A 12,063-nucleotide genomic window follows, 5' to 3' on the forward strand; every position below is an offset into this window, starting at 1 on the left:
GGTGCGTCAGTCGGAGCGTTACGGTGTGCCCGCGCATTTGTTGTTGCATCGTGCGGGTCAGCGGAAGTTGATCGGTGGTCAGGAAGATCAACTGGTCGACATCGCCCTCGAAATCCAACGAGAACAATCCACCAAGTCCTGACTTGCACGGGCGGCGCACATCGACCGGTGTGCGCCGGCCCGCATTGCGGTCAGTCCGTCGGATTCGACGGCTTGTCCGCGTGGCCGACGAGCCGCTCGCGCCCCAATTCGACCACTGCGCACATGCCGAGCAGGTTCACGATGTCGTCGACATGCTCTTCAAACAACTCGACCAACGCCGAGTTCGTGATGTTCCCGGTCGCTATGATCAACACCGATTTCGGGCAGTCGTGTAGGACATGACCGACCCAGAAGTCGCGGTCCTTCGTCACGACTACACGACCGTCGTAGTCGGCGCGAGCCGCGATCTGTCGGTCGGGCGTCCGGTTGCCGAGCGACAGTTGGGAAGTGTGGACGGCGTCGTGCCCCGCGGAGGTCAAGAACATTGCGAGTCGGCGGGGGAGTTGTGCGTCGATCAGGAACTTCACGCGGCGTGGAAGGGGATGGTCGTGCGCTGGGCGGTGACCGCCGCAGCGAATTCCAGTGCCGCGAGAATGTCCTCGGTCTCGAGGTCGGGGTAGTCCTCGAGAATGTCCTCGGTCGTCATCCCGGAGGCGAGGAGTTCGAGCAGCATCTCGACCGGATAGCGCAGACCACGCACCACGGGTTTGCCGTGGCAGATGGTGGAATCGATCGTGATGCGACCGAGTAAGGACATGGAACCACTGTACCTTCTCGATCGCAGGTGACAGTGCCACTGTTTCCAGGATTGCCCGAACCACCGCGTTGTGCCCACGGGCCTCCGCAACTGTTGTCGAAGGTGTTGGGTGGGGTTCAGGGGTTGGGGTCGCGGTGGGCGGCGGAATCCGGTATGCCGTATCTGTGAGGAACCTTTCGTGGGTGGGGGGTGGTGCGGGGTGATCTGTCCGCATTGTCATCAGAATGTGCTGCGTAAGGAGCGGTACGGGCGGCGGTGCTCCAAGTGCAGGCGGGAGTTCGCCTTGGAACCGAAGGAGAGTCCGCTCTGGGTGCACGATATCCGGGTGCGGACGTTGGCCGAGAAGCTCGGGGACGGGCGCGGGCTGCGGTATACGTTGCCGCAGTTGTGGTACGCGGCCTCGCGTAAGCACATGCCGGATCTGGGGAAGCGGTTCTTCGGCAGGCGGTTGCTGTTCTCGATTCCGATTCTCGTTGTCGCGTTCTTCTCGATGGTGAGTGGCGCGGTGCCGCCGCTGATCGGGATCGTCGTGGGGATCGGCGCGGTCGTCCTGGTGAATCTGGCGTTGACGGCCTACAAGCCGAGGTTTCTGCGCACGAGTCCGGTGCGGATGCCCGCGACCTACGACAAGTTCCGTGACGAGGTGCTGAGCCGCTGGATCAAGGTCTACGGCGGTCCGCCGCCCGGATCGGTGTCGGAGGCCGCCCCGCCGCCGCCCGCGCCGCCGCAGCCGAGGTTCGCGGTGCTGTGCGCCGACCGCGCCGTACTGGCCTGCCTGGCCGCCAACAATGTCGCCGCGCGGGGGATCGCGCTGGCGAGTCGTCCCGAGCAGCTGCCGCAGCGGGTTCCGGTGTTGATCCTGCACGACGCGAGCGTGCCGGGTGTGACGTTCGCCGCCGAGGTCCGTGCCGCGCTGGGTTCGCGCGCGATCGATGTCGGCATCGGTCCGCGCGCGCTGCTCGGCAAGGAGAAGGCATTTCGACTGCGCGACGGTCTGCCCGCTCCGGCCGACCTCGAACGTCTGCGCGCCACTGTTTCGCCGCCGGAGTTGGCGTGGCTGGCCGACGGCTGGTGGTCACCGTTGGCCGCGGTGCCGCCCGCGAAACTGTTGGCCGCCGTCGACAGCGCCACCCGGCGGGCCGAGGAGGCCACCGACCCGGACCGCAGGCGCGCCCGCGAGGTAGGTTTCCTCACGTGGCCGACGGGTTGAGAGCGCGAATCCTCGGCCGCGCCCTGCGGGTGGCGGTCGCCAGGGCGGGCGCTCCGAGCGGTCTCCGGTTCACCCGTCGCCAGCTCTATTACGAACTGTGCCGCACGCTGCGACCGGTGCCGCGCCGGTTGCGCAGGCCCGGATTCACGGTGTCCGCACCGGTCGCCTATCCGGATTTCCGCACCGCGCTCGACCGGTACGGCCCCATTCCCGATCTCCTCACCTCGGAACCGGTCGGTCCGCGCCGCGCGGGCGAGCACACCCCGGAACCCGACCTGTTCGACTACGGCCTGCCGCGCCTGCTGATCTGCGAATCCGACGATGTCGCGCGGATGCTGCGCGCCAACGGCGTCCCGATGGAGTCGGCCTGTCCGGTGTACGGCGCGGGCGAACTCCCACTCGACCCGCGCATACCGGACATGCTGAGCATGGTCGACCGTTCGGCCGTCTTCGTCCTGCACGACGCGACCCCCGACGGTTTGACCTTCCCAGCCCGCTTGCGTGAACTCACCCGTATTCCCGACGATGTCCGCGTGGTCCCCCTGGGATTGCGCCCGCGGCAGGCGAGCGCGCTGCACTTGACCCACCTGTCCGGTCCCGGCGCCGCCGTCGCCGTCGCCGCCGAACTCGACCCGTCCGAACGTCTCTGGTTCGATCGCGGCCGCACCGCGGAAGTCGAGGCGGTGCGGCCCGCGTCGTTGCTGCGCACCGTGCATCGCCTCGTCCGCGAGGTGCGTCCGCGCGACACCTCCATTCACCTGCGTCGCGTCCGCGCGTCCGGATTCCTCACCTGGCCCACCGTGTGAACGGGCCCACCGCATGAAAAGGAGTGTCCATGTCGGTGCGACGGGAAATCACCTACACCGATGAACTGCTCAGCGACGGCACCGTGCACCGCCGCTATTCCGACGCCCGCCAGGAATGGCGGATGCGCGGCCACGGCGTCGTCACGTGGCGTGACCACAGCGGCGGTTCCGGCGCCGACGAACCGCTCGGCCCCAAACTGATCAAACGCGTCTTCCACGACGGCACGGTCCGTTACGGGCGCGAATGCGGCTACGGTCGCACGCTGTGGAGCGACGGCACCCTCACCGTCAACCGCTCCTCCTTCGGCGGTCGGCTCGGCATGATCCTCGCCGGGGTCGCGGGCGGCGCGCTGCTCGGAAGTCTGGTCATGCCACCGGATTTCCTCTCGCCCGGCGAGGAGGAGGAATTGCGCAATCAGGCGATGGCGCAGCAGTCGAGTTCCGGTGGCGGCGGGGAGGATTACGGTGCGTGGGACGACGATTCCGGTGACGACGGCGGCGGGGATTTCGGTTAGGAGAGGTGATGTCGCGATGGTGTGCGTTCCTCGCCGATGATCCCGCCGCCGCGGTGCGCGCGGTCGGCATGGAACCGGCGGCGGTCTCGGGTCCGGCCGCGCTGGGCGGTGAATGCTATGCGGCGGAAGGGTATTCGGCGGTCGGAGCGGTAACGCTGTGCAATGCGCCCGCGTTGCGTGCACGACTCGGCGACATCCCACCGGATTGCGCCGACGCCGAAACTTTGCTGCGTACCTACGCCCGCTTCGGCATCGAAGGTGTCGCGCGCGCGGAGGGCATGTTCGCGCTCGCCATCACCGACGGCACGGATCTGGTGCTGATCCGCGACCACGTCGGTGCCAGAACCCTGTTCTACGCGCGGTCCGGCCGCACCTGGGCCGCATCGAATTCCCTTCGCCCGCTGCGAAATTGGCCTGACCTGCACACCGGCCTGCACCTGCCGTCGGTGCGCTCGTTCCTCACCTTCGCCTACCTGCCCGGACGCGACACCCTGCTCCGCGACGTCTACGAGGCGCTCCCCGGCCGTTGCCTGCGTCTGCGCCCGGACGGTACCCACACCGAACAGATCTTCTGGGAACCGACCGAAATTCTCGACGACCGCCCGGCCGACGAGCACGCCCTCGGCCTGCGCGCCCTGCTCGAACAGGCGACCACGCGGCGCCTGCCCGCGGGCGAACCGGTGGGCGTGCTGCTGTCGGGCGGCATCGACAGCAGTCTGGTCACCGCGCTCGCCGCGAAGAACCACGACCAGACGGTGCGCTCGTATTCCATCGCGTTCACCGGCACCACCCCGAACGAACTGGCCTATTCGGGCCTGGTCGCCGCGCACTGCCACACCGAGCACCGGGTGCTCACCGTGCCCGGCGAGTCCGTCGCGGCCCGCCTCGCCGAAACCGTCGGCCTGCTCGACTGTCCCGTCGGCGACCCGCTGACCGTCCCGAATCTGCTGCTCGCCGAGGCCGCCGCCGCGGACGGCGTGCGGGTGGTGCTCAACGGCGAGGGCGGCGACCCGGTGTTCGGCGGACCCAAGAACCTGCCGATGCTGATCTTCGAACTGTCCCGCGACGACCCCGACCCGCACGCCAGGGCGCTCGCCTACCTCGACAGCTACCGCAAGTGCTACGCGGACCTGCCCGTCCTGCTCAGCCCCGACGTGCTCGCCGCGCTCGACACCGCCGCACCGCTCACCGACCTGATCGCCCCCTATCTCGGGCCCGGCAACATGACGAGCCTGCTGAACCGGCTCCTGCACACCAACCTGCGCACCAAAGGCGCGCACCACATCCTCACCAAGGTGGAGCGGCTCACCGCGGCCGCCGGTGTGCAGGGTCGCTCGCCGCTGTTCGACCGCGATGTGATCGATTACGCGTTCCGGGTGCCGCCGCGCCAGAAACTCGCGGGCGCCACCGAGAAATGGATTCTGAAGCAGGCCGTGCGCGACCTGCTGCCCACCACGATCGTGGACCGTCCGAAGAGCGGTATGCGGGTGCCGGTGCAGCAGTGGCTGTCGGGTCCGCTGCGTGATCTCGGCCACGATCTGTTGCTCGGGCGGTCCGCGCGGGCCAGGGGACTGTTCCGCACTGACACCGTGCGCGCCTGGATGCGCGGGGAGGGTGCGCTGCTGCCGAGGCAGGGCGGCAAGCTGTGGTTGGTGCTGTCGCTGGAGTTGTGGTTGCGCGCCTTCGAGGTGTGAGAGAGGAGTCACCGCCGTGTCCGAGTCACTGGTCGAAAGCGCGGAGTCACTGGTCGAAAGCGCGGAGTCACTGGTCGAGAGCGCGGGGTCACGGATCAAGAACGCCGCGGACGACGAGAACGAGATCCACGACGTGACCGACTTCCGGGACGCGGGACGCAACGTGGTGACACCCGTCGCGGTCTTCCCGCCCGAGGTCGCGCTGGTCGTGGTCAGTACCTTCGCCGGTATCGTGCGCGCCGCGAGGTCGGTGGCGGCGACCACCGTGCCCGACGCCGACGGCATCGTACGGTCGCAGACCTTCGAGGAAGGCGAGGTCTACCTGATCGAGAAACCCTTCGACGGATTCTTCGCCGACCGCTACCTGATGGATTTCTACGACGTCACCGAACGCGGCATCTGCTCGCGCATGCACCTGCACACCGGCCTGCGTTTCGTCCGCATGATGACCGGGCCCGATACCCGCATCCGCGTGAGCAGCCTGTCGCCGTTCGAGGTCACGCACGTGGCGGGGGTCACCCCGTTCCGTCCGCACCAGTTCACCGACGACCTGCCCGGCACCGCGCCCGGTGTGCACCGGCTCCGCCACAACCTGATCGTCCCGCCGTGCTCGTTCGTGGATATGCAGATCCCGCGTGGCGTGAGTCACCAGTTCAACGCGATGGGCGAGCACGCGGTGATCGATTCGGTGCACCCCGAGGAATCCATCGAGGTGTTCCGCGAGCGCATGTCCGGCTACCGGATGACGGCGCAGACGGTCTTCCTCGCCGATGACCTCCCCGACGCCGCCACCTGCGCCGATATTCCAGGCTGATCCGCGGGTCGTCGAGGCTCCTATACTGGCAACACATGCCAGGTCGGGCGTACGCGCCCGGCGCTCGACCGATAGCCCAACCGGCGGTCGCCGACGAATCGGAGCCAGTGGCCGCAACCTTCCCGGAGGGAGCGCAGCATGACCGATCCGACCCACGTCAAAGCCTGCCTGACCTGCCGCGATTACGCCGACCCCGTGCTGTCGGCCTTCCTCGCCCCCGAACCGCTTGCCAGCGGCAGATGCATACTCCACCTGCTCGAACAGGCCCCCCTGCGCGCGGGCCTGACCATGCCGCACCCCGACCTGATCACCCTCATCCAAGCCCACAGCGACCCCACCAGCGTCGTCCGCGCCGAATTCCGTGTATTCACCACCCGCGCCGCCGACCCCCACCCCCTACGCGCCATCCTCGCCGACCACGCCATCACCGACCCGGCCCCCGTCGGCCTCGACCCCGCCGACCCCGACGACCTCACCCGCCTGTCCCTACTCCCCGAACACCGCATGGGCCCCCGCCGCGTAGACGACTTCCAGGACGAAGCCGTCCGAGCCGCGATGCTCGCCATCTACACCCACTTCGCCATAGACCAACAAATCCCCCTCCTCTACCACGGCTACGCCAACCCCACCACGGGCTGGCTGGCCCTCCCCACCGCCACCGCCTGACCCGAACCTCCCCACACCGGTCAGCAATGTGCGATGCACTCGACGCCGACTTCGTCGTAGAGGTCCGTCCGCGCGTCGCGTGACATGGGAACGGCCGCGCGTCCGGGGGACGGGCGGCCGTTCGACGGTCGGGTGGTGTTTACAACCAGGTGTCGAGGGTTGTGGTGGTGAGGAAGTGGTCGAGGTCGGCTCGCCAGGGGGCCGGGGTGGTTTTCTCCGGTTCGATGGCGGTGTACTGGCCTCGGTAGAAGAGCAGGGGTCTGCCGGACTCGGTGGACTCCGACAGGGATCGGACGCGGCCGATCACGATGTGGTGATCGCCGCCGTCGACGACGCGGTCCACCGTGCACTGGATGGTGGCGAGCGCGCCGTCCAGCAGCGGGAGTTCCAGTTCGGAAGTGTGCCAGTCGATTCCGGCGAACTTGTCGGGTTCGCGGGATCCGAAGCGGGCGCAGGTCGCCTGCTGTTCCTCGGCGAGGACGTTGACGGCGAAACGGCCGGACGCCTCGATGGCCGCCCAGGATCGGGAGACCTTGGTCGGGCAGAACAGGACGAGCGGCGGTTCCAGGGACAGTGCCGCGAAGGACTGGCAGGCGAATCCGATGGGCGCCGCGTCCTGGTCGAAGGCGGTGATGATGGTGATACCGGTGCAGAACTGTCCGAGTACCGTGCGGAACCGGCGCGGATCGATCTCCGGTTCGGTGGCGGCCGCGCCGACCCCGTCGGTCACGGCCGCTGACCCACCGTGAAGTCGTGACCCCACAGGCTCACGGCGGTGGATTCCCTGGCGATCCAGGACTGGTCCTCGACTTCGAGTCCCTCGCAACCGTATTCGACGTCGAATCCGCCGGGCGTCTTCATGTAGAACGACAGCATCTTGTCGTTGACATGCCTGCCGAGGGACGCCGACATCGGCACCTTCTTGCGCAGCGCGCGATCCAGCGCGAGCCCGACGTCGTCGGCCTTGTCGACCTCGAGCATGAGGTGCACGATGCCGCTCGGTGTCGGCAGCGGCAGGAAGGCCAGCGAGTGGTGGCGCGGATTGCAGCCGAAGAACCGCAGCCACGCGGATTCACCGTCGGCGGGCCGTCCGACCATCTGCGGCGGCATCCGCATGGAGTCGCGCAACCGGAAGCCGAGTACGTCGCGGTAGAAGACGAGGGATGCCTCGTCGTCGGTGGTGCTGAGCACCACGTGCCCGAGTCCCTGTTCCTCGGTGACGAAACGGTGCCCGTACGGCGTGACCAGCCGCCGCGCCTCCAACGCCACCCCGTGGAACGCCTCGAGGGTGTTGCCGGACGGGTCGTCGAACCGGATCAGCCCGTCGACGCGCCGGTCCTGCATCTCGGCCTTGGTGCCCTCCTTGAAGGGCACGCCCGCCGCGTCGAGCCGGTCGCGAACGTCTTGCAGCTCACCGGCGTTCGCGGTCTCCCAGCCGGAGATCAGCAGTTTGTCGGCGTCGCCGGGCACGATCACGAGCCGCGCCGGGAACTCGTCCATGCGCAGGTACAGCGCGTCGGGATCGCTGCCGCTGCCTTCCACCATGCCGAGTACTTTGAGCCCGTAGTCGCGCCAGGCCGCCATGTCGGTGGCCTGGATGCGCAGGTACCCCAGTGACCGAATCCCCATCACCCCTCCTTGGGCACACCGGTCAGGAAGTCCGTCGCCAACCGGTTGAATTCGTTGAATTTCTCGAGCTGCGCCCAGTGCCCGCAGCCGCCGAAGATGTGCAGTTGGACGCGCGGGATCATCTTGGTCGCCACGATGGCGCCGTCGATCGGGTTGACCCGGTCTTCGCGACCCCAGATCAGCAGCACGGGCTGGCGCAGCTTGTGGGCCTCGCGCCAGAGCATGCCCTTCTCGAAATCGGCTCCGGAGAAGGACTTACCCATGGCGCGGGTGGCGGCGAGCGATTCGGGCTGGTTCGCCGACTCGTACCGTTCCTCGATCAGTTCCTCGGTGACGAGGGACTGATCGAACACCATGATCCGCAGGAACGCTTCGATATTCGCCCTCGTCGGATCGAGATTGAACCTGCTGAGGTTCTTGACGCCCTCGGTGGGGTCGGCCGCGAAGACGTTGAGGCTCAACCCGCCCGGTCCCATGAGCACGAGTTTGCCCGCGAGCGCGGGATAGTCGAGCGCGAAACGCACCGCGGTCCCGCCGCCGAGCGAATTGCCGAGCAGGTGCACCCGTTCGGTGATCTCGAGGTGGGTGAGCAGGTCGTTCAGCGCGGACGAGCTGTGCACGAAGTACTGCGGGTGGTCGGTCGGCTTGTCGGAGCGGCCGAATCCGGGCTGGTCGACGGCGATCACGTGGAAATCGCGCGCCAGCACCGGAATGTTGCGGGAGAAGTTCGACCAGGAGGACGCGCCGGGTCCGCCGCCGTGCAGCAGCACGATCGTCGGACCGTTGCCGACTCCGGCCTCGTGGTAGTGCAGCTTCAGGTCGGGCCGCACCTGCGCGTAGCGGGACGTGGATTCGTAGGTGATTTCCACCGTCGAGGTCACGGATTCTCCTCCTACACCATGCCGTCGGTGACGGGCAGCCCGAACTCGTGGGTGCCGAACATCACGTAGGCGCGTTCGGGATCGTTGGACGCGTGCACGCGGCCCGCGTGCGCGTCACGCCAGAAGCGTTGCAGCGGTGTGCCGTTCGCCAGCGCCGTGGCGCCGGAGGATTCGAACAGCTTGTCGATCGACGCGATGGCGCGTCCGGTGGCGCGCACCTGGTCGCGGCGGGCGCGCACGCGCAGGTCGAACGGGATGTCCTGGCCCGCGAGCAGCAGCGCGTACTCGTCGGCGACATTGCCGGACAGCTGACGCCACGCGGCGTCGATATCGCTGGCCGCCTCGGCGACGCGCACCTTGGTGAACGGGTCTTCCTTGGCCTTCTCGCCCGCGTAGGCGGCACGCACCCGCTTGCCCTGGTGTTCGACGTGCGCCGCGTACGCGCCGTAGGCCATGCCGACGATGGGAGCGGCGATGGTGGTGGGATGCACTGTTCCCCAAGGCATCTTGTAGACGGGGTCGGTGTTCTGTTCCAGGCCGGGCGATTTCAGCTCGTTCATGGCGCGGAAGCTGAGGAACCGGTGCCTCGGCACGAATACGTTGTCGATCACGACGGTGTTGGAGCCGGTGCCGCGCAGGCCGACCACGTTCCAGACGTCGTCGACGCGGTATTCGCTGCGCGGGATGAGGAAGCTGCCGAAGTCGACCGGCTTGCCGTCCTTGATCACCGGTCCGCCGACGAACACCCAGTCCGCGTGGTCGGAGCCCGAGGACCAGGCCCACGAGCCGTTGACGGTGTAGCCGCCCTCGACCACGGTGCCCGCGCCCATGGGCGCGTAGGAGGAGGAGATGCGCACCTCGGTGTCGTTGCCCCAGACCTCTTCCTGGGCCTGCTGGGAGAACAGCGCGAGGTGCCAGTTGTGCACGCCGAGGATGCCCGCGCACCAACCGGTGGATCCGCAGGCACTCGCGATCTTGCGGACGGTGTCGTAGAACACCACGGGGTCGGCGGCGAGCCCGCCCCACTGCTTGGGCTGGAGCAGCCGGAAGAAGCCGGTCTCCTGGAGCGCCTTGATCGTCTCGTCGGGGATGCGCCTGAGGTCTTCGGCTTCCTGTGCCCGCTCACGCAGCGTCGGCAACAGCGCTTCGACCCGTTCGGTCACTTCTTGCGTCATCTCGGGACCTGCTCCTGCCTGGTCGGTTGGTAACCGGTACTCGTTTGCGTCTGAGTCATTTGCCTCTGAGACTAGAACAGGTTCTTACCTGTGTCGACAACGGGTGTTCATCGCAACACGAACATGGGCTTGTGCAGCATGTGGCAGGAATCGCTAGCGCTGGGCACGAGATTTTTGTAACGTGTTCTAGTACAGATGGAGGAGGGTTCACGATGGCGGTCACCCCACCGGGCAGCGGTGCGAAGATCAGGGAACTCGACGTCGGTTCCGCGCCGACCCGCTATGCGCGCGGCTGGCACTGCCTCGGCCTCGCCGCGACGTTCCGTGACGGCAAGCCGCACGCGGTCGAGATCTTCGGCACCAAACTCGTGGTCTGGGCCGACAGCGGCGGTCAACTGCGCGTTCTCGACGCCTACTGCCGCCACATGGGCGGCGACCTGAGCATGGGCGAGGTCAAAGGCGACGACATCGCCTGCCCGTTCCATGATTGGCGCTGGTCCGGCACCAACGGCAAATGCTCGGCGATCCCGTACGGGCGGCGCGTGCCACCGCTGGCCCGCACCCGGAAATGGACCACCCTCGAACGCAACGGCCAGCTTTTCATCTGGCACGACCACGAAGGCAGCGAACCGCCGCCGGAGGTCACCATCCCGCATATCGTCGGCCCCTACACCGACGCCGCGGGCGCTCCCGTCGAGCAACTCGACAGCGGCTGGACCGACTGGACGTGGCACTCGATGCTGATCGAAGGCGCCAACTGCCGCGAGATCATCGACAACGTCGTCGACATGGCGCACTTCTTCTACATCCATTTCGCCTTCCCGACCTACTTCAAGAACGTCTTCGAAGGACATATCGCCACCCAGTTCCTGGAGACCAAGGGCAGGCCGGATATCGGCATGGCCTCCAAGTACGGCGGCGACACGCTGCTCAAATCCGAGGCGTCCTATTTCGGTCCCTCCTACATGATCAACCCGCTGCTCAACATCTACAGCGGTTACGAGGTCAGAAGCGTTCTCATCAACTGCCACTACCCGGTTTCGCAGGACTCCTTCGTCCTGCAATGGGGCATCACCCTGGAGAAGCCGCAGGGCGTCGAGGGCGAGGCGGCCGCCAGACTGGCCGCGAAGATGACCGACGGAATCAGCGTCGGCTTCCTCCAGGACGTCGAGATCTGGAAGCACAAATCCAAGGTCGACAATCCGCTGCTCTGCGAGGAAGACGGCCCGGTCTACCAGCTGCGCCGCTGGTACGACCAGTTCTACGTCGACCTCGCCGACGTCACCGACAAGATGACCCAGCGTTTCGAATTCGAGGTCGACACCACCAAGGCCAACGAGGCGTGGGAGGCCGAGGTCGCCGAGAACCTGCGGCGCAAAGCCGAAGCCGACGCGGCGTCCGATCAAGCGGAGGCGAGTGTCTGATGGCCGCGACCTGGGCCAAGGCACCCGACTTCGCCGACCAGCCCGACCGGCGATCCGAGGTGCGGGCCCAGACCGCCGCCGACAAACGGCGCTACCTCGAAGATGGCCTGACCCCGCTGCGCTGCCACTCCTGCCACGGTCAGGTCCTGGTCCGCAAGGCCAGCGCCCACCAGACCTCGGTGCAGTGGACGACAAACCCCGCCGCCCACTGCCCGGTCTTCGCCGAACTGGCCGCGGGCGGCAGCGCCCCCGCCCGTCCCGATACCTGCCCCGACCTGGAACGCACCATCAAATGGGCCGTGGACGAGGGCGTCGTGGAAATCATCGACTAGGAGGTCGCGAAACTCGCGGGTTGCCCGCGATCGCTGAAGATACCGACTGGTCCTATTGAATAGCGCGAAAGTCGGCCCATTCCGGCAACGCGCTCGCGGAACCGAAACCGTCGTTCGG

14 protein-coding genes and 1 pseudogene are annotated in these 12,063 nt (G+C 67.4%); 9 read left to right on the forward strand and 6 right to left on the reverse strand.

The genetic code is table 11. From position 1 onward, the window contains the following. A pseudogene (locus tag IT779_RS34845) lies at window positions 1-142 on the forward strand (4-hydroxy-2-oxovalerate aldolase); the annotation flags it as partial. Between the two features lie 49 nt (window positions 143-191). On the opposite strand, the gene IT779_RS34850 reads toward IT779_RS34845, so the two are convergent. Beyond that, window positions 192-569, reverse strand: a complete 378-nt coding sequence (locus IT779_RS34850; RefSeq protein ID WP_196153754.1) for a DUF5615 family PIN-like protein — start codon at window positions 567-569, stop codon at window positions 192-194. Then, window positions 566-799, reverse strand: coding sequence for a DUF433 domain-containing protein (locus tag IT779_RS34855; RefSeq protein WP_196153755.1), 234 nt, complete (start codon window positions 797-799; stop codon window positions 566-568). The genes IT779_RS34850 and IT779_RS34855 overlap by 4 nt, the downstream gene beginning before the upstream one ends. Window positions 800-1,082: 283 nt before the next feature. Between IT779_RS34855 and IT779_RS34860 the strand changes: the two genes are divergently transcribed. From IT779_RS34860 to IT779_RS34885, 6 genes are all read left to right on the forward strand, one after another. After that, window positions 1,083-2,009, forward strand: a complete 927-nt coding sequence (locus tag IT779_RS34860) for a hypothetical protein (RefSeq protein ID WP_196153756.1) — start codon at window positions 1,083-1,085, stop codon at window positions 2,007-2,009. After that, on the forward strand, window positions 1,994-2,815 hold the full coding sequence (locus tag IT779_RS34865; RefSeq protein WP_332839100.1) for a hypothetical protein: 822 nt from the start codon (window positions 1,994-1,996) through the stop codon (window positions 2,813-2,815). The genes IT779_RS34860 and IT779_RS34865 overlap by 16 nt, the downstream gene beginning before the upstream one ends. A gap of 29 nt (window positions 2,816-2,844) precedes the next feature. Further along, the gene (locus IT779_RS34870) at window positions 2,845-3,330 is read left to right on the forward strand and encodes a hypothetical protein (protein WP_196153757.1); all 486 of its coding nucleotides are present in this window, start codon (window positions 2,845-2,847) and stop codon (window positions 3,328-3,330) included. Between the two features lie 8 nt (window positions 3,331-3,338). Beyond that, window positions 3,339-5,024, forward strand: coding sequence for an asparagine synthetase B family protein (locus IT779_RS34875; RefSeq protein ID WP_196153758.1), 1,686 nt, complete (start codon window positions 3,339-3,341; stop codon window positions 5,022-5,024). A 16-nt stretch (window positions 5,025-5,040) separates the two neighbouring features. Next, complete coding sequence (locus tag IT779_RS34880) at window positions 5,041-5,838, forward strand: hypothetical protein (protein WP_332839101.1); 798 nt, start codon at window positions 5,041-5,043, stop codon at window positions 5,836-5,838. 138 nt (window positions 5,839-5,976) lie between these two features. Continuing rightward, the gene (locus IT779_RS34885) at window positions 5,977-6,504 is read left to right on the forward strand and encodes a hypothetical protein (RefSeq protein ID WP_196153759.1); all 528 of its coding nucleotides are present in this window, start codon (window positions 5,977-5,979) and stop codon (window positions 6,502-6,504) included. Window positions 6,505-6,643: 139 nt separating this feature from the next. On the opposite strand, the gene hsaB is transcribed toward IT779_RS34885, so the two are convergent. From hsaB to hsaA, 4 genes are read right to left on the reverse strand one after another with little or no spacing between them, the layout of a single operon-like run. Continuing rightward, a complete protein-coding gene (gene hsaB / locus IT779_RS34890) occupies window positions 6,644-7,234 on the reverse strand; it encodes a 3-hydroxy-9,10-secoandrosta-1,3,5(10)-triene-9,17-dione monooxygenase reductase subunit (RefSeq protein ID WP_196153760.1) in 591 nt (196 codons plus the stop codon). Next, window positions 7,231-8,133 carry an iron-dependent extradiol dioxygenase HsaC gene (gene hsaC, locus IT779_RS34895; RefSeq protein WP_196153761.1) on the reverse strand — a complete coding sequence of 301 codons (903 nt, stop codon included), beginning with the start codon at window positions 8,131-8,133 and terminating at the stop codon, window positions 7,231-7,233. The genes hsaB and hsaC overlap by 4 nt, the downstream gene beginning before the upstream one ends. Continuing rightward, window positions 8,133-9,014 carry a 4,5:9,10-diseco-3-hydroxy-5,9,17-trioxoandrosta-1(10),2-diene-4-oate hydrolase gene (hsaD, locus tag IT779_RS34900; protein ID WP_196153762.1) on the reverse strand — a complete coding sequence of 294 codons (882 nt, stop codon included), beginning with the start codon at window positions 9,012-9,014 and terminating at the stop codon, window positions 8,133-8,135. Before hsaD ends, hsaC begins: the two co-directional genes overlap by 1 nt. Window positions 9,015-9,025: 11 nt before the next feature. Then, entirely contained in the window at window positions 9,026-10,189 is a 1,164-nt protein-coding gene (gene hsaA / locus IT779_RS34905; protein ID WP_196153763.1) for a 3-hydroxy-9,10-secoandrosta-1,3,5(10)-triene-9,17-dione monooxygenase oxygenase subunit, read from the reverse strand. 212 nt (window positions 10,190-10,401) lie between these two features. Between hsaA and IT779_RS34910 the strand changes: the two genes are divergently transcribed. Both IT779_RS34910 and IT779_RS34915 read left to right on the forward strand, forming a co-directional pair. Then, on the forward strand, window positions 10,402-11,613 hold the full coding sequence (locus IT779_RS34910) for a Rieske 2Fe-2S domain-containing protein (RefSeq protein ID WP_196153764.1): 1,212 nt from the start codon (window positions 10,402-10,404) through the stop codon (window positions 11,611-11,613). Further along, window positions 11,613-11,945, forward strand: a complete 333-nt coding sequence (locus IT779_RS34915; RefSeq protein WP_196153765.1) for a hypothetical protein — start codon at window positions 11,613-11,615, stop codon at window positions 11,943-11,945. The genes IT779_RS34910 and IT779_RS34915 overlap by 1 nt, the downstream gene beginning before the upstream one ends. Window positions 11,946-12,063: the final 118 nt, after the last annotated feature.

Source organism: Nocardia bovistercoris (genome assembly GCF_015674855.1).
GTDB classification, from domain to species: domain Bacteria; phylum Actinomycetota; class Actinomycetes; order Mycobacteriales; family Mycobacteriaceae; genus Nocardia; species Nocardia bovistercoris.